Raw genomic sequence first — 21,787 nt, 5'->3', positions numbered from 1 at the left:
CATGCATCCCGTTCGTCTAACGCCCCCTCATTTAACACCAACAGAAGAATCTTTATCTGAATTTTGGTCTGAAATTGCCGCACAAACTATTGACTGGATACAACCTTGGAATATTCCCCTACAGGGAGGATTAAACAAAGGCGATGTGAAATGGTTTCAAGGCGGCTTGCTCAATGTAAGCGCTAATTGCCTGGATAGGCATTTACCTGACAAAGCGAATCAAACAGCCATCATTTGGGAAGGTGACGATGAAAACCAAAATAAAACACTGACTTTTGCACAGCTGCTTTCTGAAGTATGCAAAATGAGCAATGTGTTAAAAAGCCTAAATATTCGCAAGGGTGATACGGTAGGCATTTACTTGCCCATGATTCCTGAAGCAGCGATTGCCATGCTGGCTTGTACTCGCATCGGGGCTGTTCATACTGTTGTATTTGCCGGGTTTTCAGCCCATGCATTGCAACAGCGATTAATAGCCTCATCCTGCAAATGTTTAATCACCGCGGATGCGTTTCAACGTGGTGGGAAAACTATCCCTTTAAAAAAACAGGCCGATGAAGCCAGCCAGGATTTAAACATCACCAAACTGCTTGTTAAAAATTCAAATACCCCCATAGCACTAAATAAAAATAAAGAACATTGGTGGCATGAGCTAAAACAAACCGTATCGGATCAATGCACGCCGGAACCAATGGACGCCGAAGATCCTCTGTTTATTCTCTATACTTCAGGAAGCACAGGACAACCAAAAGGAGTGGTGCATACCACAGGCGGGTATTTAGTGCAGACCGCTTATACGCATCAACTGATATTTGATTGTCAGGATCATGAAGTATTTTGGTGCACTGCTGATGTAGGTTGGATTACAGGCCATAGTTACGTCGTCTATGGCCCCCTCTGCAATGGCATTACCACATTGATGTTTGAAGGAATACCCACTTGGCCTGACGCAGCAAGAAATTGGCGCATCATTGATAAGCATCAAGTGAATGTGTTCTACACAGCCCCCACGGCCATCCGCTCTCTAATGAGAGCGGGCGATCAATGGCTAAACTCAAGCTCAAGAAGTTCTCTTCGTTTATTGGGCTCAGTGGGTGAGCCAATTAACCCGGAAGCATGGGTTTGGTATCACCAAAAAGTCGGACAAGGGAAATGCCCGATAGTGGATACATGGTGGCAAACTGAAACTGGAGCCATTATGATTAGTGCCAGATCCAGCGATGAAGTTATCAAACCAGGCTCTGCTCGTAAACCCGTTCCGGGGATCATACCACTCCTGTTAAATGAGCAAGGACATGAAATTAATGGCGCTGGAGAAGGATTTTTGGCTATCAAATACCCATGGCCTTCTATGGCAAGAACCATTGCGGGAGATCACCAAAGATACTGCAACACTTATTTGTCCAATGGCTATTACATCACTGGTGATGGCGCCAGACGAGATGAAGATGGAGATTATTGGATTACAGGCCGAATTGATGACGTACTTAATGTTTCTGGGCATCGGCTGGGTACTGCTGAAATTGAATCAGCCTTAGTCAGCCATCCTAGGGTGGCAGAAGCTGGTGTTGTAGGTATTCCTCATGATTTAAAAGGTCAAGGAATATTTGCCTATGTTATTCTGAAGCAGGGAAATAAGCCAGATGCTAAGCTCCAAACTGAATTGATGGAGCGAGTCAAGGATGAAATCAGCGCTATCGCCAAACCAGATGTCATTCAGTTTGTAAACGATTTGCCGAAAACCCGTTCAGGTAAAATTATGCGCCGAATACTAAGAAAAATTGCCTGTAAAGAAGTGTCGCACATCGATGAGCTGGGAGATTTAACAACCCTTGCTAACCCTCAGGTCGTTGAGGAACTAATGAAAAATGTTTTGAAGTAGTAAAAAGAACTGTCGAACTTCACAAAGTTTATTCTGATAACAAACAAATAAATTCTGTGAAGCCTGACAACCATTTCAAGAAATATCAAATCAATTTTGTTAAGCTCTGACAGCAAGCGGTTGCATTGACACCGAAAAATCTTTGACAATTTTTTCAGATTCGGTGGGTACAGGAAATAATCGCCATCGTCCCGCGTATAAATTGGCTCCGCCCAAAGTGCATAAAGTGACTAAAGCACTCGCTAAATCAGCAAGAATTTGTTTCCAGCCACGATGCACTTCTAAAACAGGTAAAGTCGCATTGATGGCGGCGACACAAGCCTGATGAAAATCCCTACATTTCACATTCTTGGGCAGATGCGAATTTTTGAAATGCTCTTCAGCCATTAATAAATCACTATAAAATGTTCTTGCTATGGGTACCACACGTTTATAATTTTTATCTCCAACCGCTTTGGCCTCCATTGTTTTAACCATACTTTCTATAGCTTTTAAGTGCTCGGAAAATTTAATTTCAGCAAGAATATGCAAAGTTTCTTTTGTCGCTGCGATCTGGTTCTTAATTCGCTTACACATCGCATCAGCTTGTTTGTTGATTTCACGAATTTTATCTGCCAGAGCCATTCTGATGTCACTATGATTCTCACCGGATGAAAGTTGAAGCTCTTCTTGGGCCTTAAGCAAATCTGGCTGGCTTTCCACCAAATTTTGAACCGATTGAATTAAATCCTGTTTTCTGGCAATTACTTCTTCAACTGATTGGCACCTGTTAAAACTTATCGGAAATTCCCTGATTTGTTTTTCATAGCTTTTTACTACTTCTTGAGCATTTATTTTAACGAGCAGTTGATCAGCAGTTTCGTTTATTGTTTGCTTTTTAGCTTGCAGTGCTCTAACTATAGATGGGTGTAAATCCGTGCAATCGAGAACCTTTCCAGCACTTAATAAGGCTTGATTCGGTTTAACCAGATTATCAAGTTGTTGTAATAAATCATTACGCTGCCATTCTACCGCGGAAGAAGAATTTCTATCATTAAAACGAATTGCAAAATTATTAATTCTTTTCTCAACAGAATCGATAACCTTTTGTGCCTCATTAAGAAGCTGTTTTTGCAATAATTCAGCCCGCAAATTAATCTTTTCAACCTGAGCATAATAGACAATTTTTATTTTTGGATTGGCGATTAATTGTTCGCCCAAAAGATCTTCGGCCTTGACCAGTGCGTGAAGTTTTTTGTTCAATAGAATACGTTGGGATTCAATAGCTACTATGGTGTCCGCATCATTAAAGCCAATTGGGAAATCTTTTATTTGCCTGACCTGTTCATCTATATCCGTTTCATATTTCTTGAGAAAATCCAAACGTCGATTAGCTGCGGCGTCTATCATGCGTAACTTACGTTGTAGAGCCTTCTGAACTTCCGGATGTTCATCAGGTAAATCAAGTATTTGCAACGCATTTTGCAATTCGCCAGAATTAATTATTTGCTTAAGTTGGCCTCTGAGCTCTTCTGCATTAAGATTAATGTGGGCAACGGTTTTAAAACCCTCAAAACTAAATGGAAAAGAATCGATGCGCTGAACGATATCTGAAATTACTCTTTTAGCATCTTCAACTCGTTTTTGCCTTAATACATTATCAATTTCAGGAATTTTTATCACTGGCTGTGGATTAGATAAAGACTCAAACCATGATTTAAATTCACCTGAATCTTTTAAAGCAATTTTTTTTGCGTATTCTTCTAAAGATATGCTAAATAGAACATTAATTTTTTGAGATGCGAAGACAAATAAAGCTTTTGCCACTTCAGGATTAATTTGGCTTAATCTGAACAAATTTTCAAAGAATTCATCCGGATCTTTAAAGGTTGCGCTGGCAAGAACGACATCAAAAAACTCCTCATCAATTGACGATGTGTCTTTGCTTTTTAAGTACTCAATCAATAAATCCGGTAAAGTCTTTAGTGTGAGATAGTTAGCAATCGCTTTTGCAAAAAGAGCTTTTGGCGGAAATAATGCCTCTATTGATTTTTTGGAGAAAACATTGGCTATAAACAATGCTCGTAACCCTGATGCTCTTGTTAAACTAGAAGATGCTCCACCAAAGTAAAAGTTAATTAACCCGGATTCAATTTCTTGTTTCGCTTTTTCAGGTATGTAAGCTAACTGATTGATTTTTTGCTGTATTGCAGACTTCACTATTAAATGGAGAAAAGCCTCGCTATTAAAATTTATGCCGGCTTTGGGACTTAATTTGTTTTCTTCGACTGGGTTTAACAAGGCTAATTCTGTCAAAACCTCACCTAATAATTCTTGAGATGTTTCTTCATGAAGAACCAGTTCAAGCAAGTCCATTGCAGGAAGACGGGTTATGAGTAATTTTAGGAATTCTTTTTTAGAACTATCTGCATTAGCTATGCAAGTAGTTAATGTTTTCTTTTCATCCACTGACAGTTTAAGGAAAAGTTTTTCAAGATAAGGGATTTGTTTATGCAAACTAATGCAAGAAGAAATAATTTTATTGTTAGTTAGAAGATTCATTTCCTCCAAAGATATCAACCTTTTCTGCAGCCCAGAATTGGCAAAAACATACCTGCCCTCATCGTTGGGAAGCGTCAATAATCTTTTTGTCAAACTGGCTCTATGGATATTGGTATTAAAAAGGCAAAATCGGCAGTTTCGTTTATTGAGATCATCTAAGCTATAAGTTTCTGTTTTAGAATTATCGTGCGGATTGATTAAAACAAAATCATAACTTCCAGAACCTTTAGGAATAATTTTGTCTATTCTTAAAGCATGACGACCATGAAACTTCCCAAAGCCATCAACTTTTCCATAAGACATACTAATATAAACAGGCTCATCAGGATTTATTAATTTCAATTTGATGATATCATCAAGCTTTGAGTATGGAATGTCTTCCGCTTGGATGCCAAAGAATTTGCCCACAAAAGCCGTGGAAGTAAAACCGGCAATTCTGTCTGGTATATCATGAGCAACAACGCTTGCCAGAGGATCAGTATTGCTCCAATCTCCCGCATAATAATAAGAAACCAATCGTTCCAAAATTTTTATTGCCAGGGAATTACTTTTTACCCCACCGTATTGATTATCAATTTCCTTTAGCCTTTCCTGGCTAATCTCAAACACATCTTTATTGTTGAGTTCATCTACGTAATGGGTGTATTTCCCAGTCATTTTATTCTTTTGTAAATTATCTTTTAATGCCTCATGACGTTTGATTCTAACGATAACCTTATCATCTTCCGTTTGGGTAAACAGTGATTTAATTAATTGCTCTCCTTCCTCTCCAAGATTTAAAATACAATCCAAGGATGACAAAAGATAGCAACTACCGCCAATACCTTGTCGGATGGTAATAGGGCCTTGAGTTGGGAATAAAGGTGTCATTGTGGTCCTCGTAAAATCATAACGGACATAAAGAGGACATTATAACAGCAAAATATTAGATAATCATTAAAAGAAATGGTCTGAAATCAGTCAAAAACCAATATTCTATAAGCTAATTCCACTCAAACCAACAATCAAGCAAAGAAATCAACTCCTCAACGCCATCCTTTTTCACAGAAGAAAACGCTTGCACGGAAACCAAATGCTCTGCCAGTTCGTAATACTGCCGAACTTTAAGCACAGCATTTTTGACTTCACTACGACTTAACTTATCGGATTTTGTCAGTAAAATATGAACTGGGAGCTCTCTGTGCAAAGCCCAATTCACCAATATTTGATCCAAATCTTTCAATGGATGGCGTACATCCATCAACAAAATTAATCCTTTCAAACATTGTCTCGCTTCAAGATAGTGGGCTAAATTCTTTTGCCATTCCAATTTTACTTCCATTGCCACCTTGGCATAACCATAACCCGGTAAATCAACAAGGCGTCTTTGCTCATCGAGAGAAAAGAGGTTGATGAGTTGAGTGCGGCCTGGTGTTTTGCTGGTTCTTGCCAAACTTTTATTATTAGTCAGGCAATTTAAGGCACTGGATTTTCCAGCGTTGGAGCGGCCAGCAAACGCTACCTCATATCCGGAATCTTCGGGTAATTGATTGACACGCGCTGCACTTTTTAAAAATACTGCTTTAGAATATAAATTGATTGGCATAAGATATCATTTTAGTTTTGGGATTTTGACCCAGGCAGTGTACCATTAATTGACTAAATTATTATGAGAAATTCATGAAAAAATTAGCACTCGTATTAATCCTGTGCTCTTCATCAGTGATTTTTGCCCAGGAAAACCCGCAAGAGGCTGGACAAAGTAAGTCAACAGTCTGTATCGCCTGTCATGGCCCGCAAGGTATCAGTACGAATCCTGAATGGCCGAATCTTGCCGGCCAACATGAAAAATATTTTGTGAAACAATTGAAAGATATAAAAGAAGGTAAATCACGCTCTGCCCCCACTATGACTGCAATAATCGCTAACCTGACTGAGCAGGATATGAATGACTTGGCAGCCTATTATGCTAAAATGCCCATTCCTGAAGGTTCAACCCCTAAAAAATATTTAAAAAGAGGTGAACAACTTTACAGAGGTGGTGATTTAAATAAGCACATCGCAGCCTGTATAGCCTGCCATGGCCCTAAAGGAAGTGGAAATGCTCAAGCAGGCTTTCCCCTGCTTTCTGGTCAGCATGCAGCTTATACTGTAATGCAACTGCAAGCATTTAAAGACGGGAAGCGAACGAATGACTTAAATCAAATTATGCGAGATATCAGTAGTAAAATGAGCCCAGAAGATATGGAAGCCGTTGCTTATTATATTCAAGGGTTATATTGAGGAATTGACTATGTTTAAAAAATTAATTGTTCTATTATTTCTTATGCCAATGACTGCTTTGGCAACTCAATTTATCGAAGGCAGAGATTATCAAACTGTTGCAAGCGCGCAATTGTCTACCAATAAAGATAAAACACCCCTGATTACCGAATTTTTTAGCTATGGTTGTCCATGGTGTTATAAAATTGATGCCCCATTAAATGATTGGGCAACCAGAATGGGAAAAAGTGCACACCTTGAGCGAATTCCAGTTGTTTTTAAACCAAACTGGGATTTGTATGCCAAAGCTTATTACACAGCAAAAACTCTGGCTATGTCCGATAAAATGAATCCCATATTATTCAAAGCAATTCAAGAAGATAAAAATCCCTTAGCGACGAAACAATCGATGGTTGATTTTTTTGTTGCTCATGGAGTAGACAGAGAAATTGCCAAGAGCGCTTTCGAAAACTCACCAACAATCGATATGCGCGTTAACAGTGGCATGTCATTGATGGCGCATTATCAAATTAACGCAGTACCAGCCTTTGTCGTAAATAACAAATATAAAACTGACTTACAAATGGCAGGAAGCGAAGAGCGTTTATTTGAAATTTTGAATTACCTGGTAAGAAAATCAGCTTAATTAACACGAGCTATAAAAGATATTCGTCAGGTCACTGCCCTCATGTTTAAATATTCGCTAACTATCGGGGAACTGATCTCTTACCCATATTCAACGTCCAGATCATTTCCCACCGCCCAGGTCATTTTGACCTGGCTTCCTTGCTAAGCTCCCTTGCCCGGGTTTTCCAGACTCAAAATACCAGTATTGAAATCATAAGCAAAAATCTCGGCGTATCGTCCCCAGTCAATCATTGTTTTCAAAACACGATCGGCTTCTTTCTCGCTTAAATAATCTTCCAGCTTACTCAAAAAACGCTCTTCGGAGACACGATGCCCCGCTTTCTCATCCAGTACACGTCTTATATAACGAGCCAGAGGAACTTTTTCCAATAATCTTTGCGCGAACAATTGCTTACGCTCTTGCAAATCAGCTTCTGAAAATTGTTTTCCTAATTCACTTAACTGAATATCTCCCGCAGATACCTTGGCAAAACCAAGTATCTCCAGGGTTTCAAGAATTGGGAACAGATCATCAATATTCATCATCAACTCGTCTGCCAGCTCCGGTAAATCAATACGCTCCTCAAAAGACTTCATGGTTTCTATCAGACCGGATAATTCAGAGGGCTCTACATCAGGTAAGCGATAGCCTAAACCTATTTGACGCTCCCTTTGTGCCCGTTTGGCTTTTTCTTTGGGTCCGGTAGTCATTAAAGTATAAATCTTGTCAACCAAAGCAAGGTATTCAGGGCTTTCCGGGTCACGGGGTTGTGGAAGAGTCACTGGTAACTCAGCACGAATATAGCCGGGATCATTACCAAAAATCACTATCCTGTCAGCCAGGGTGGCTGCTTCTTCTATATTGTGCGTTACTAATAAAATACCATTGGTATTCGTTTTCTTTTCTTTCCATAATTCCAATAAATCTGATTTGAGGTTTTCCGCAGTAAGCACGTCAAGCGCGGAAAAGGGTTCATCCATCAATAACACATCCGGATTAATAACCAAGGCACGGGCAAAGCCAACCCGTTGCCGCATCCCACCAGATAACTCCTTCGGAAAAGCCGATTCAAAACCATCCAGGCCTATAATATCTATCGCTTCAATAGCCCTGTGCCTTCTTTCCTCGCGGCTGATACCTTGTGCTTCCAAACCAAGCTCCACATTTTCCAGTACCGTAAGCCATGGCATTAAAGCAAACGACTGAAATACCATCGCAATGCCTTCTACTGGTCTGGTTACAGGTTTACCGCGATAAGTTACCGTTCCACTGGAAGGAGCGATAAGACCTGCAATAATCCGGAGCAAAGTCGATTTTCCTGAACCAGATTTACCTAACAAAGCAACTATTTCGCCTTCCTGTAGTTTGAAATTAACATCTTCGAGGACAAGAAGGTGCTGGGAAGGGGCTTTCTTAAAAGATTTGCTCAAATTTTCTATGTTAATAATTGTTTCCGCCATAGGAGTCTCAATTAAAATTAAATCGTTCTTCGGCTAATCGATAAAGCGGACGCCAAATAAGATGATTGAAAGCCAATACATAGACACACATCATTGCTGTTCCTAAAGCAATTTGTGGGAAGTCTCCCGCTGTTGTGCTGGCTTGAATATACTCGCCCAGTCCTGTGGCTCTAAGAGTAATATTGCCCCAGCTCACGTATTCAGCCACAATACTGGCATTCCATGCGCCGCCTGCTGCTGTAATAGCTCCGGTAATATAGAAAGGAAAGATACCTGGCAAAGCTAATCTTTTCCACCATATCCACCCCTTTAACCCGAAATTATCAGCTGCCAAATAAAGATCACGGGGTATGCTTGATGCACCTGCGATCACATTAAATAAAATATACCATTGCGTGCCCAGGATCATGAGTGGAGTTACCCAGATTTCCACACTCAAATTAAATTTGACAATAGCAATTACAAATAAAGGATAAAACAAGTTTGCTGGAAACGCCGCTACAAATTGAATAATAGGTTGTATTTTTTGAGCCAGACGGGGTCTTAATCCTATCCATACACCAACGGGAATCCATAACATGGAGCTTAACAAAATTAATATAATGACCCGAGCTCCTGTTGCCGCGCCCAATAAAAAGACATGGAATATATCACTCACCTTCAATGCAGTGAGAATAAATTTCAGTAAAAACCACCCGCCAGTAATAACACTGATCAGAACTAGCGCTGCCCACAATCTATCCAACCGCTTCTGCTTTTTAAAATCAATTTCCTTAACAGCCTTAACCTCACCAATCCTCAGCCAACGAACATTTACAAAACTATTGGTAAAGACTGCAAGCCACTCCGCCACTCTCTTCATCAGACGACTACTGCGTATCAAGTCAATTAACCAGGATTGATATTCTGACTCATCGGGAGATTGTTCCATTTTAAATTTTTCAGACCAGGCGATAAGTGGTCTGAAAAGTATTTGATCATACAAAAAAATAACAATAACCATTGTCAGAATGGCATATCCCACAGCATGCAAATCCCTCTGGGCTATTGCCAATGCGATATAAGAACCTACACCGGGTAATCTGATATTTTGGTGCGCCACCGAAATAGCTTCTGACAAAACCACAAAAAACCAGCTTGCCGACATTGAAACCATCATATTCCATAACAGTCCAGACATGGAAAAAGGAACTTCTACCTTCCAAAAACGCTGCCAGGCTGATAACCTGAACATGGCAGAGACCTCAATCAAGTCATGAGGAACTGTTTTTAAAGATTGATAAAATCCAAAAGTCATATTCCACACCTGGGCGCTAAAAATAGCAAATATTGAAGCGCATTCTGGCCCTAGCAAGCTATTGGGAAATAAATGTATAAACCCGGTGACGGTAATAGATAAAAAACTCAGAACAGGAATAGATTGCAAAATATCAATCGCTGGAATAACAATTTGCTCAGCCCTGCGATTTTTGGCAGCTAAAGCACCTACAATAAAAGTAAACAGAATTGAAAAAATCAATGCGATAAACATACGCAAAACAGTGCGTAAAGCATAAAAGGGAAGGTTGGAAGGTTCCAAAGAAATAGGAATTTGATCCCCTAATTGGTATGGGGTAGCCATCTGTGAACCGGCCCAACCCAGGAAAAATAACACAGAAAAAGTCAATATAAGCAATAGCAAATCCCATCGATTAATAAATCGACTAAATTTATCAGGATTAGCAAAATAAAACCGACTATTGCCCACTATGCCCTCTCTTAAAATTGACGTTATAAGTTTCCTTTAATCTAATCCTTAAATCTCTAAATATATTTGTCCCATTCCTGAATCAGGACTTACGAAAAACCACAAGATCAAGGCAAAAAAAGTTTTTAATGAGAGAGTTTAGATAGACTAAATGACCGAATTAAAAACTTTTTTTAACAAAGAGATTGGGATTTTTCGTAAGTCCTATGGATATAAAATACCATAAATACCACCTCATCGATACCAGACAAACCAACACATCCACTCGCATTTACAAATAATTTTGATTAAATTTTGAACTTTTTTGCGATTCATGTGTCTAATATAATGAGCATTCCCCCCCGAGTGCTCTACCCCGCTTTCCCCCTCTTTATGCGGGGTAGTATCTGGATTTCACCAAATCCAGATATATAATTTTCCCCGGGATATTAGCCGGGGATTTTTTTGTAATGAAAAAATGACTAAACTGGCAGTATTGAGATAATCGATGAGAATTTATTATGAACAAAAAAATCACTATTGCATTGAGTTTACTTATAAGTATTGCCTCAAAATTAACTTATGCAGGGCCAGATAGAGCACAATTAGCCGTTTGGGCTAATGAAGCGATTATTGCCACTTACACTTTTGATTATAAGAACTACATGCAACAACAAAAAGAAATAGCCAAATATTTTTCAGCTGATGGCTGGATAGCCTATAGTAAAGCGCTTAATCAATCAAAACTTCCTGAAGTAGTACAAAAAAATGCCTATTTCGTCAATGCCGTTGCCACAGAACCACCAAAGCTCATCACTCTGGATCCGACACATTGGCAAGCTATCATGCCCATACTGGTCGTATATAAAAACCCCCAATACGAGCAAAAACAAAATTTAAAAGTTATATTAGGGTTTACCGTTGCATCTCCCGGACAAGGTGTAAGAGGTTTCAGCGTAACCAGCCTGCAATCCACCCCCACTAGCCCACCATGCCAATGTAAAAATGAAGAGGCGCCTGTGGATACTAAACAAGGAAGCGCCAAACAATAATACCGATATGCAACAAAATTAATGAGCTAATTAGAATTAAAATAAAAGTCAGTTTTTTAGGTATGGTAACATCTAAAGCAGATTGCTCGGGACGGTTGGGATTATAGTATACATCAATTTCTGAGTTATCTCTGTAAGCTATTGCCACTTTATAGGCAATACTTCGGGAATATTTACTGTTAGGTGTATTAAATGTTGTATCTAAAAACAAATACTCCCCTATCAAATCCTTCTCATAAACTTCATAGATATATTCTATTTTAGGCCAAATGCTATGCCCTACTCTTGTCCACTCACAACGCGTGATATGCCCTTTCGCTTTTAACCAGGATCTTGCTTCAACCAAATCTCTTCTTTTTTTCCAAAAATACCAAAAAAGAATTAAAAGAAAACACAGCCATCCTAAATCAAGGATCCATCTCCAAATTATCGGCCAAACCATATTCTTTCCCATAAATTTATATTATATGCTATTTCCAGGGAGAGGATCATGCAAAAAAATCAAATTGGAAACCTCGCAAAATTAATCCCAACAGGTATAATCACATCCAATAAGTGATAAAAAAAGGAAATGCAATGACTGCTAAAACTCCTCTTCACGCTACGCACTTAGCTTGTGGTGCCAAAATGGTGGATTTCCATGGTTGGGATATGCCTCTCCATTATGGATCTCAGTTAAACGAACATCATACGGTCAGAAACGATGCTGGCATGTTTGATGTCTCGCATATGACTATCGTTGATATTTTAGGCGCCGGTGGTCGTCAATTTCTGCGGAAACTGCTAACCAACGATGTCGATCAAATTACTCATAATGGCAAAGCTCTATACAGCTGCATGTGTAATGAACACGGCGGAATTATAGATGACCTCATTGTCTATCAACGCGCTTCAGATAATTATCGGGTGGTACTTAATTCGGCAACCAGGCAAAACGATGTAGCCTGGATTCGGGCAAAAAGCGAAGGATTTGCTGTTGGCTTACAAGAAAGGCGTGAATTATCAATGCTTGCTGTACAAGGACCAAATGCCATAGCGAAAACATTGAGCATTCTTGCACCCGCCCATGCAGATGCCGTTTCAACTCTTACCTCTTTCGAGTGTGTTGATGTGGACCACTGGTTTTTTGCTCGCACCGGCTATACGGGAGAAGATGGCCTTGAAATCATTGTCCCTAATGAATTCATTGCTCAACTCTGGAATGATCTTTTAAATGCTGGAGTAACGCCATGTGGATTAGGAGCCAGGGATACCCTCAGATTAGAGGCAGGAATGCTTTTGTACGGCCAGGATATGGATGAAACAACAACCCCACTGGAATCTGGTTTAGCCTGGACAGTAAAGTGGGAACCAGAAGATAGAGGATTTATTGGAATGGGCGCTTTGGTTTCTCAAAAGCAACAAGGAATTAAACGTAAGATGGTCGGTTTAACCTTGCTGGACAAAGGCATTATGCGTCATGGCCAAAAGGTTATTATCGAAGGCTGTCCTGATGGAATTATCACAAGCGGCAGTTATTCTCCTACTCTTCAACAATCAATAGCTTTGGCACGAGTCTCCGTGGAAACCGGGGAACAAGTACTTGTTGACATACGAGGAAAGTTAATCCCGGCAAAAGTAGGGAAGCCTCGCTTTATCAAACAAGGAAAACCTGTTTAAATTTTAGTAATATTAATAGTAAGGATATAAAAAATGAATGATTTGAAATTCACAACAACCCATGAATGGCTAAGAGAGGATGAGGGAGAGGTCACAATAGGAATTACAGATCATGCACAAGAATTATTAGGGGATATGGTATTTGTAGAACTGCCAGAAATAGGTGATGAAGTGAATGCAGGTCAAGAGTTAGGCGTGGTGGAATCAGTAAAAGCAGCTTCTGATTTTTATGCTCCCATTAGTGGCGTTGTAACGGCAGTTAACGAAGCTGTTAGTAAAAACCCTGCCCTGGTAAACCATGATCCCTATCATGAAGGTTGGCTTGTAAAGCTAAAGCCGAGCCATCCTGATGAAATCAAAAGCCTGTTGAGTGATGAGCAATATCAAAATGAGATAGCTGAGGAAAATTAATTATGCCTTATATTCCGCACACGCCCAATGATACCAAAGAGATGCTGGCGACAATTGGTGCTCAAGACATTCAGGATTTATTTGATGAAATACCAGCTTCTTTACAATATGCAGGATTTCAGAATATCCCTGCTGGCATGAACGAAATGGAAATGTTGAAAGAAGCCCAGAATCAAGCCCAAAAGAATCGTAACGGAATCTGTTTTATTGGTGCTGGATGTTATGAGCATCATATTCCAGCAGCAGTGTGGGATATTGCATCTCGTGGTGAATTTTTAACTGCTTACACACCCTATCAAGCGGAGGCCAGCCAGGGAACTTTGCAATTATTGTATGAATATCAAACCATGTTCTGTGAATTGACGGGCATGGAAGTATCCAATGCATCAATGTATGACGGAGCAACTGCGTTAGCTGAAGCCGTGCTAATGGCAGTCCGACTTAATAAACACAGCAAAACTAACCGGGTACTTATTACAGGCACAGTTCATCCTTTTTATCGAGAAACCATTGAAACGATAGTACGTAATCAGCATATCGAAGTCATCACCCTCCCTTTTGATGAACAACAGGGAATCACTGATCTTGGCTCTCTCAATCAATACACTGGAGAGGATATTACAGCTTTGGTCATAGCCCAACCGAATTTCTTTGGTTGCCTCGAACAAGTAGATAAAATGACTTCCTGGGCACATCATAACAAAACAATCAGTGTAGCTTGTGTTAACCCAACTTCATTGGCTTTATTAAAGCCACCCGGCTCATGGGGAGAGCATGGTGTAGACATTGTATGCGGTGAAGGGCAACCTTTAGGCTCTCCTATGGCATCAGGAGGCCCTTATTTTGGTTTTCTGAGTACTCGTATGGCCCATGTCAGACAAATGCCTGGAAGAATAATTGGCCGCACGGTAGACAAAGATGGAAAAACCGGTTTTAGCTTAACTCTCCAGGCAAGGGAACAGCATATTCGCCGTGCTAAAGCCACTTCAAACATATGCACCAACCAAGGTTTACTTGTAACAGCAGCAACTATCTATATGAGTCTTTTAGGGCCGGAAGGATTAAGCCAGGTAGCGACTCAATGCCATCAAAACACTCATGAATTGATTACTGCCTTAACACAAATCGAGGGCGTAGAACTGATGTTCAAAGCCCCGTTTTTCCATGAAGCCTTGATCAAACTAAACCAACCGGTTCAGTCCGTATTGCAACAACTGGCCGACGCTGGAATTGCTGGAGGTTACGCACCGGAACAACACTACCCTCAGTTAGCCAATACGCTATTGGTTTGTGCGACAGAAGTACGCACTGCAGAGGATATCGCGAAATATACTAAAACATTAAAAACCATAATGTCCAAGCGAGGTACCTGATGTTTATTGTGCAATTAACCTATTTAGTTCCCATCAATGAAGTAAATAAATATCTGCAGGCACACAGGGAGTTTCTTGATTACCACTATAAACAAGGGTTACTGGTCGCTTCTGGCCCCATGAAACCTCGAACCGGTGGAATTATTATAGCAGCAACAAATGATAGGGCCCATTTAGAATCAGTTTTTAAACAAGACCCTTATTATTTAGCGGAAATTGCTGAGTATCAATTTATCGAGTTTACTCCAGTAAAACACAGAGATGAACTCAAGGAACTTATTCAAAAAACGGAAGGCAAATTATGTTGATTTTTGAATTATCTAAAACTGGCCGCCAGGCAAAAGCCCAGATACCCAGAGCAGTTAGCAAAAACTATTCCATACCAGAAGAATTTCAACGAAAGTCGCCCCCAAGATTGCCGGCCTGTTCCGAATTGCAAGTGGTAAGACATTTTACCCGCCTTTCCCAAAAGAATTTTTCCATAGACACCAATTTTTATCCTTTGGGCTCATGTACCATGAAATACAATCCCCGAGGTGTTCATAAAGCAGCTTCGCTTCCCGGTTTTATAAATCGCCATCCGTTAGCCATGGACTATGAAAGCCAAGGATTTCTGGAAACTCTTTATAAATTACAAAATTATATTTCTGAAATCACGGGGATGCCCGGTGTTTCATTAACTCCAATGGCAGGCTCGCAAGGAGAATTTGCTGGAGTCGCAATGATTAAAGCCTACCACCAGTCTCGTGGTGACACTGCCCGAGATGAAATTCTCATCCCAGATGCGGCACATGGAACAAACCCTGCCTCTGCGGTAATGTGTGGCTTCAAAGTAGTAGAAATTGCTACTGCTGCCGATGGCGACATTGATCTTGACGAATTAAAAAGAAAAGTAGGACCCAGAACTGCTGGAATTATGCTAACTAACCCATCCACTTTGGGATTATTTATGCGCCAGATAAAAGAAATAGCCAGCCTTGTACACCAGGCAGGAGGATTATTATACTACGATGGAGCTAATCTCAATGCTATTTTAGGTAAAGTAAGACCTGGTGATATGGGTTTTGATGTCATGCATCTTAATTTACATAAAACATTTGCTACACCTCACGGGGGTGGCGGCCCTGGCGCTGGTCCTGTTGCTGTTGGCAAACGTCTTATTCCTTACATGCCCTTACCTGTTGTGAAAAAAACCGACTCCGGATATCACTGGGCAACTCGCCAGGACTATCCGCAAAGCATAGGAAGATTATCGTGTTTTATGGGTAATGCCGGCATTTTATTACGCGCTTATTTTTATATGCTTGTCCTTGGTAAAGAAGGCCTGTTGCGCGTATCAGAGTTCGCAACACTTAATGCCAACTATTTACTTAAAGAATTGACTAAAGTGGGCTATACAGCAGCCTACCCTGGCAGACGTGCATCGCATGAATTTATTCTTACTTTAAATTCCGAAAAGAAAAATTATGATGTGACTGCCATGGATTTTGCAAAAAGGTTATTGGACTATGGAGTTCATGCACCCACTACTTATTTTCCTTTACTGGTACCAGAGTGCTTGTTGATTGAACCACCGGAAACAGAAAGTAAAGAGGAATTAGATGCTTTTGTTGCTGTGATGAAAACGATCCGTGAAGAAGCTAGCAAACAACCTGATATACTCAAAGCTGCACCACACACTTTACCAGTCAAAAGACTGGATGATGTGAAAGCAGCTCGGGAACTGGATTTAAATTATTTTGCAACTCGCGAGTAGCCTATACAACAGATTTTTTCCAATTTCAGCGCAGCCGCTTTCTTTTGATGACAGTTGCTGCGTTTTATGATGACTAATCTTCTCTCACCAGAAATCTGATACCCTTTTATAAGAATTCACAAACCACTCCATTCCAAGGTTCTCAAACATCACATTATTAACTTTATAAAATAATGTTATAATGTAATTCCAATGGATTAAATAAATGGTTGTAGAATTGGATGAACCACCAGTCAGAACGTTACTAGCGCGTCAGGGAATCTATGATAAGAATAGTGCAATCGTTGCCTATGAACTCTTATATCGTAATAGTGAGGCAGAAAATTCACACGTAGATAACCTAAACCAGTCGTCAGGTGAGGCAGCTACCTCGTCTGTTCTAGTTCAGTTATTTGCCAATCTTGATGTAAATACCATAATAGGTAATAAACAAGCTTTTATTAATTTCACTCATAGCCATCTTGTACAAAAAATCCCAATGTTGCTTCCTAAAAATAGAATAGTCATTGAAGTTCTTGAAACGGTTGCGATCGACCAACCATTGCTTCTCAATTTAATAGAATTAAAGAAGCAGGGATATCAAATTGCCCTGGATGACTTTGTCTTCAGGAGTGAATTAGCTCCTCTGGTTGACATAGCCGACATTATTAAAATCGATGTACTTCATCTTGACCAACAGCAAATAGCAGAACAATTATTACCGCTGAAATCTTTTAGAGGTAAGTTACTGGCAGAAAAAATTGAGGACAAACAACAATTCACTCATTGCATCAATCTTGGATTTGATTTTTTTCAAGGTTTTTTTCTAAACAAACCGGATTCCTTAAAAGGACAAATCATTACTGAAAATAAAATGCAGCTTTTAAGATTATTAACAGAAATAAACAATGAAGACGTGCCAATCCAACGCATTGAAGAAATTATCTTACAAATTCCTAAACTAAGCTACCGTATCTTGCGTTTGGCAAATTCTGCTTCTTTGTACATGAGCAAAAAAATAGAATCACTAATGGATGCCATTTCTCAATTGGGATTAATTCAAATTCGCAATTGGCTAAATCTGTTACTCTTGGCAAGCCTCGATGATGTGGCATCTGATTTGTTAGAACGAACTTTAATTCGTGCGAAAATGTGTGAATTCTTATCAAAATCAATGGGTTATCCTAATTCTCATCAAGCTTATACTATAGGCATACTTTCTACTTTAGACGGTATTTTAAATGAGCCTATGCCTTCACTATTAGCGAAAATTCAATTAAGTGAAACACTCAATGAAGCGCTGCTGAACTACAACGGGGATTTAGGCAAAATCCTGAAATTTGCCATAGATTATGAACAAGCAAACTTTAATCAATTAGAGCGCCTTCCTATAAAGAGCGAAACACTCACCCAATCTTATCTTAAGGGAATAGAATATGCCAATCATGTGATAGACATTATTAATAAATAATTTTCATTCCCATTGGCATTTATTAAGTATTCAACCTATTTTACAAAAGAGAGTACTTTGGAAATTGTTTATATCATATAAGACAAAAAGGATTTTCATCAGGACTTACGATAAATCCCAATCTTTTTGTTAAAAATGTTTTTAATTCAGTCATTTAGTTTATCAAAACTCCCTCATTAAAAACATTTTTTGCCTCGACCTTTGGGTTTTTCGTAAGTCCTGTTCATGTCACGAATATGCCACTAAATTTTATTTAAAATCACAAAGATTTTAAATTGATCTTATCGATCAAATAATAGCTTGATGTTTCCTCTTGTTTATTTATAATTCATGGAATGTTAAATTTATTCTCTTATTTCAAATTATGATCATACATGAACTGTTTAACTGGATACACAATGATAGCGTAGCCCTTCATCTCATTGATCAAACCATTGATCATAAGCTTATTGAACAAGAGGAATTAGAAGCACAACAAACTAATCGTGTGCTTCTGGGTAATGTCCGTTTTTTAAAATATAGTGGTTCATTCAGTACAGAGGCGATTAAAGAATTAGAGCAGCATTGTCTTTTTATGGATTATCTCCAGTTGTATAAACAAGAGTTTGTTAAGGATGGAAAAAACACTGTATTTTTAATTGCATTAAGAAACCTGTTATCCCAGTCTCATGAAGAACAACTTCGTCTCATGTCTAAAATCAATGAGTTATTCCGAATATTATTACGAGACAACAAAGAAAGTGCTCTTTCTTTTTATGATAAAAATAAAAAATTATTCAGACATTGCACAGAAATTCAGGAAAAGGTAGCGTTTGAACTTCTCCAGCAAAAAATAGAAGCCGACAGCAAATCAGTAATATCTCAATTAGATTATTTTAATGAACAACTAGCCTACCAGGAAAATCCTTTAGGAATCATTGCGCTATGCCGAAATTGGATTGGTGAAACAGAAAAAATCGCTGCTTTTATACTCTGGATGTTAGAACGCAAAGTAAGCATTGAAAAAATTCTTCTTACTAATCTGCTGCAGGATTTTCTTAAATATCATTTATTCACTTTGCACTCCAAGGATAATGAAGTTTCTCGCTTATATTCCCTACTCAGTCGTTTCCCTGAAACCAAGGAACTCGTTATGGCAGCCCAAAAAATAAGCTGTGGAGAGATAATGTTTCAGCAATACTCTCTTGACGGCATTTTTCGGGGTGAAAATCTCCCTGCCATTACACCAGAAATCCCTCATTTACAATTTACCTTAAGCAGAGACAATTTTATCGCATTATACCGAACTTTTGGCCCAGCTTTTTTAACGGCAGGAGTTGCTACTGCAACGAACCATAGTGACGTGGTTTGGCTAGATATGCTAAAGCATACGTTGAACCAGCCAGAAACACTCAAATTCTTGCCCGATATTATCAATATTATTGCCAGAGAGTATTCACCGAAAATCTTAAATACCCTTGCAGACCTAATTGCGGATTCCACTGCCCATGAACTTCTCACACTTAATCAAAGCTCTGTTTTCCATTTATTACAACATAAACCAAGGTTACTTCATGATATTACAGAAAAAAATGTTATTGAGTATATCGATCATCTCGTTCGACCAGATACTCATGATCCGGAAATCATTTATCAGTTAATGGCTTTGTTTAGGGTATTATTGAAGAAAAGGAATCCGGCAACCAAAGCAGTATTTGAAGCAATTATTGATAATCTTGCGAATCATCCTCAACTGCTTGAGGACGAAGATCTTTTAACACAGTTAAAAAAATATCCAGATTGTGAGCTCCTTTTAGAGGAACATTGTGAAAATATCCAAAAGCAGCTTAATTTTTGCATTGCCGAACAAACATCAGAACCACTCTTTGGCAAACATAACTACTACACCATAGAAGATGCTTGGCTTGGAGCCTTAAGAAAATTTGCAGTGCTCAATCAAATCCATCCACAAATGAAGTTTAGCCTTGGGCATAAATATGCCCTTCAAGCAAGAATTGCCGAGCTTGTCTTTATCAATCAGGGAGACTTGTTTGATTTAGATGCCTTTATCGATGCGTTGGATTTGCCTCCCGTTACCTCATCAGAAGAAATCAGTCTTTACGAGCGAGCACTTATCGAAATTCTTGCAACGATAGATAATGAGCGCATCAGAAAACAAATCATTCCTAAGCTGGAAACAATGCCTTTCAATAGACTTGATTGGCCTGAAAAAGAATATGGAAATCAAACCATTTTCATTAAAGCCGTAAAAAAGGGCAATTTAGGCTTAATCAATTTGCTTGAAGACAAGATGAAGCCTTCTGTGCTTAACAAAGCATTACGAGTTGCAGCCAAAAACTATCAATGGGAAACATTGGATCATCTTTTGAGTCTTCCTGAAGTTGAGCTAAGTCAAGACGAAATGGACGATCTTGTGGCCTATCTGGCGGAACATGGACGAGTAGAAAATGTAAAAAAACTCCTAAAATTATACGATTATAAGCCATCCACAGAATTAATTAGTACCACTCTTAAAAAAGCGATAACCAATGATAACTTACAGGTCGTCATGTATTTTTGTAAGCTTCCGGTGGAACCACCCAAACAACCAACGCTTGATCGACTATTTAAATTGGCAATTCAATTACAGCATTGGGATATTGTTAAGTATCTCGCTAATTCAAAGCATTATTCTCCATCCCAAACCACTCTTGAAAAGGCCTTTCAACAAACTGCGCTGGCTATGCAGCATGAGGCAGTAGAAATTCTTGGTAATGTGGAAAAAATACCCGTGCGCGCAATAGTTATTGAACGAGCATTACTGAAAGCCAGTAAACTGGGGCATACAAACGTCGTTCAATCTATTTGTAGCCTGCCTTCCGAGTTATTAACCAAGCGAGCTATTGAAGACGCTTTAGAACAAGCAGCATCGCAAGGACATTTGGACATTGTATCCTGTCTCTGTGAGCCAGGCACCACAACGCTGAGACCGCCAATGATCAACTCAGGAATGAAAATTGCTGTCCAAGCAGGCAAATTATCCTTAGTTAATTATTTCTGCTCGATGACAGGGAGCAATAAACCGACTCCCCGCTTAATTGATCAGACATTAGTTATGGCAGCTAAAAACGGACAAACAGCCATTTTTATGGCTATTCATTCAAACCGCCAGACTACCCCGGGAAAGCATGCTATTGAGCAATCCTTTCAACTTGCTATTACTACCGGGAAATTACCGATTTTAGACTATCTATGCCGTCATGAAATGTATGGTCTTAATCAGAGCAAGATTGATCAAGCTTTGATTTCAGCAGTCAAATCCAAACAACACGAAATTGTTAGCTATCTCTGTGAATCTCTGGAAATGACACCCAGTCGAAAAGCACTTAGAATTGCTGTTAGTAAAGCCGTTTCCAGTGACCAAACTGAATTGGCTGACTACTTGCGAAGCCGAGCCAGTGGCAAATTAAAGCCCACAGATACTACCGTTGATGAGATGGATCCCCCCCGAGAAATTGGTAAACAATTAGCGACTAATGGGCTATTTAAGTATAAAAGAAAAGAGGACAAGGAGCCTTCACTGCTTTTGCATCCTAGTATTTAAAACTATTGGTCAGTAGAGGAGAATT

At 39.3% G+C, this 21,787-nt stretch carries 16 protein-coding genes; 11 read left to right on the top strand and 5 right to left on the bottom strand.

Annotated features, from left to right (window positions below; translation table 11 throughout):
- Nucleotide 1 precedes the first annotated feature (1 nt).
- Nucleotides 2–1,882, top strand: coding sequence for an acetate--CoA ligase (acs, locus tag OQJ02_RS00640; RefSeq protein WP_265717424.1), 1,881 nt, complete (start codon nt 2–4; stop codon nt 1,880–1,882).
- 99 nt (nt 1,883–1,981) lie between these two features.
- On the opposite strand, the gene OQJ02_RS00635 is transcribed toward acs, so the two are convergent.
- On the bottom strand, nt 1,982–5,293 hold the full coding sequence (locus tag OQJ02_RS00635; protein ID WP_265717423.1) for a Dot/Icm secretion system substrate: 3,312 nt from the start codon (nt 5,291–5,293) through the stop codon (nt 1,982–1,984).
- A gap of 112 nt (nt 5,294–5,405) precedes the next feature.
- Nucleotides 5,406–6,008 (bottom strand): ribosome biogenesis GTP-binding protein YihA/YsxC, encoded by a 603-nt coding sequence (yihA, locus tag OQJ02_RS00630; RefSeq protein WP_265717422.1) that lies wholly within the window; start codon nt 6,006–6,008, stop codon nt 5,406–5,408.
- Nucleotides 6,009–6,082: 74 nt separating this feature from the next.
- On the opposite strand from yihA, the gene OQJ02_RS00625 reads away from it, so the two are divergent.
- Both OQJ02_RS00625 and OQJ02_RS00620 read left to right on the top strand, forming a co-directional pair.
- Nucleotides 6,083–6,685, top strand: coding sequence for a c-type cytochrome (locus OQJ02_RS00625; protein WP_265717421.1), 603 nt, complete (start codon nt 6,083–6,085; stop codon nt 6,683–6,685).
- A gap of 10 nt (nt 6,686–6,695) precedes the next feature.
- Nucleotides 6,696–7,310, top strand: a complete 615-nt coding sequence (locus OQJ02_RS00620) for a thiol:disulfide interchange protein DsbA/DsbL (protein ID WP_265717420.1) — start codon at nt 6,696–6,698, stop codon at nt 7,308–7,310.
- Between the two features lie 143 nt (nt 7,311–7,453).
- Here the strand turns inward: OQJ02_RS00620 and OQJ02_RS00615 are convergent, their stop codons facing one another.
- Together OQJ02_RS00615 and OQJ02_RS00610 are read right to left on the bottom strand one after the other, a co-directional pair.
- Nucleotides 7,454–8,752, bottom strand: a complete 1,299-nt coding sequence (locus tag OQJ02_RS00615; RefSeq protein ID WP_265717419.1) for an AAA-associated domain-containing protein — start codon at nt 8,750–8,752, stop codon at nt 7,454–7,456.
- Between the two features lie 7 nt (nt 8,753–8,759).
- Nucleotides 8,760–10,499, bottom strand: coding sequence for an ABC transporter permease (locus OQJ02_RS00610; RefSeq protein WP_265717418.1), 1,740 nt, complete (start codon nt 10,497–10,499; stop codon nt 8,760–8,762).
- A gap of 500 nt (nt 10,500–10,999) precedes the next feature.
- Between OQJ02_RS00610 and OQJ02_RS00605 the strand changes: the two genes are divergently transcribed.
- A complete protein-coding gene (locus OQJ02_RS00605) occupies nt 11,000–11,530 on the top strand; it encodes a DotI/IcmL family type IV secretion protein (RefSeq protein ID WP_265717417.1) in 531 nt (176 codons plus the stop codon).
- On the opposite strand, the gene OQJ02_RS00600 is transcribed toward OQJ02_RS00605, so the two are convergent.
- Nucleotides 11,505–11,972 carry a DUF3592 domain-containing protein gene (locus tag OQJ02_RS00600; protein ID WP_265717416.1) on the bottom strand — a complete coding sequence of 156 codons (468 nt, stop codon included), beginning with the start codon at nt 11,970–11,972 and terminating at the stop codon, nt 11,505–11,507. The genes OQJ02_RS00605 and OQJ02_RS00600 overlap by 26 nt on opposite strands.
- Nucleotides 11,973–12,106: 134 nt before the next feature.
- On the opposite strand from OQJ02_RS00600, the gene gcvT reads away from it, so the two are divergent.
- From gcvT to OQJ02_RS00565, 7 genes are all read left to right on the top strand, one after another.
- Nucleotides 12,107–13,189: a glycine cleavage system aminomethyltransferase GcvT gene (gene gcvT / locus OQJ02_RS00595; RefSeq protein ID WP_265717415.1), complete on the top strand. Its 1,083-nt coding sequence runs from the start codon at nt 12,107–12,109 to the stop codon at nt 13,187–13,189.
- A gap of 33 nt (nt 13,190–13,222) precedes the next feature.
- A complete protein-coding gene (gene gcvH / locus OQJ02_RS00590) occupies nt 13,223–13,600 on the top strand; it encodes a glycine cleavage system protein GcvH (RefSeq protein ID WP_265717414.1) in 378 nt (125 codons plus the stop codon).
- 2 nt (nt 13,601–13,602) lie between these two features.
- Entirely contained in the window at nt 13,603–14,973 is a 1,371-nt protein-coding gene (gene gcvPA / locus OQJ02_RS00585) for an aminomethyl-transferring glycine dehydrogenase subunit GcvPA (RefSeq protein ID WP_265717413.1), read from the top strand.
- Nucleotides 14,973–15,281, top strand: coding sequence for a YciI family protein (locus OQJ02_RS00580; RefSeq protein WP_061484137.1), 309 nt, complete (start codon nt 14,973–14,975; stop codon nt 15,279–15,281). Before gcvPA ends, OQJ02_RS00580 begins: the two co-directional genes overlap by 1 nt.
- Nucleotides 15,275–16,729, top strand: a complete 1,455-nt coding sequence (gene gcvPB / locus OQJ02_RS00575; protein ID WP_265717412.1) for an aminomethyl-transferring glycine dehydrogenase subunit GcvPB — start codon at nt 15,275–15,277, stop codon at nt 16,727–16,729. The genes OQJ02_RS00580 and gcvPB overlap by 7 nt, the downstream gene beginning before the upstream one ends.
- Before the next feature lie 205 nt (nt 16,730–16,934).
- Nucleotides 16,935–18,179, top strand: coding sequence for an EAL and HDOD domain-containing protein (locus OQJ02_RS00570; protein ID WP_265717411.1), 1,245 nt, complete (start codon nt 16,935–16,937; stop codon nt 18,177–18,179).
- A gap of 364 nt (nt 18,180–18,543) precedes the next feature.
- The gene (locus OQJ02_RS00565) at nt 18,544–21,762 is read left to right on the top strand and encodes a hypothetical protein (RefSeq protein ID WP_265717410.1); all 3,219 of its coding nucleotides are present in this window, start codon (nt 18,544–18,546) and stop codon (nt 21,760–21,762) included.
- The last annotated feature ends 25 nt before the right edge of the window (nt 21,763–21,787 follow it).

This window comes from Legionella sp. PATHC032, assembly GCF_026191185.1.
Lineage (GTDB): Bacteria > Pseudomonadota > Gammaproteobacteria > Legionellales > Legionellaceae > Legionella.
This window is presented reverse-complemented; position numbering and strand designations above follow the sequence as displayed.

Excerpts from the sequence above, each read along its gene's own strand:
- acs (WP_265717424.1), top strand. The coding sequence starts at position 2 with ATGCATCCCGTTCGTCTAACGCCCCCTCATTTAACACCAACAGAAGAA.
- OQJ02_RS00635 (WP_265717423.1), bottom strand. The coding sequence starts at position 5,293 with ATGACACCTTTATTCCCAACTCAAGGCCCTATTACCATCCGACAAGGT.
- yihA (WP_265717422.1), bottom strand. The coding sequence starts at position 6,008 with ATGCCAATCAATTTATATTCTAAAGCAGTATTTTTAAAAAGTGCAGCG.
- OQJ02_RS00625 (WP_265717421.1), top strand. The coding sequence starts at position 6,083 with ATGAAAAAATTAGCACTCGTATTAATCCTGTGCTCTTCATCAGTGATT.
- OQJ02_RS00620 (WP_265717420.1), top strand. The coding sequence starts at position 6,696 with ATGTTTAAAAAATTAATTGTTCTATTATTTCTTATGCCAATGACTGCT.
- OQJ02_RS00615 (WP_265717419.1), bottom strand. The coding sequence starts at position 8,752 with ATGGCGGAAACAATTATTAACATAGAAAATTTGAGCAAATCTTTTAAG.
- OQJ02_RS00605 (WP_265717417.1), top strand. The coding sequence starts at position 11,000 with ATGAACAAAAAAATCACTATTGCATTGAGTTTACTTATAAGTATTGCC.
- OQJ02_RS00600 (WP_265717416.1), bottom strand. The coding sequence starts at position 11,972 with ATGGTTTGGCCGATAATTTGGAGATGGATCCTTGATTTAGGATGGCTG.
- gcvT (WP_265717415.1), top strand. The coding sequence starts at position 12,107 with ATGACTGCTAAAACTCCTCTTCACGCTACGCACTTAGCTTGTGGTGCC.
- gcvH (WP_265717414.1), top strand. The coding sequence starts at position 13,223 with ATGAATGATTTGAAATTCACAACAACCCATGAATGGCTAAGAGAGGAT.
- gcvPA (WP_265717413.1), top strand. The coding sequence starts at position 13,603 with ATGCCTTATATTCCGCACACGCCCAATGATACCAAAGAGATGCTGGCG.
- OQJ02_RS00580 (WP_061484137.1), top strand. The coding sequence starts at position 14,973 with ATGTTTATTGTGCAATTAACCTATTTAGTTCCCATCAATGAAGTAAAT.
- gcvPB (WP_265717412.1), top strand. The coding sequence starts at position 15,275 with ATGTTGATTTTTGAATTATCTAAAACTGGCCGCCAGGCAAAAGCCCAG.
- OQJ02_RS00570 (WP_265717411.1), top strand. The coding sequence starts at position 16,935 with ATGGTTGTAGAATTGGATGAACCACCAGTCAGAACGTTACTAGCGCGT.
- OQJ02_RS00565 (WP_265717410.1), top strand. The coding sequence starts at position 18,544 with ATGATCATACATGAACTGTTTAACTGGATACACAATGATAGCGTAGCC.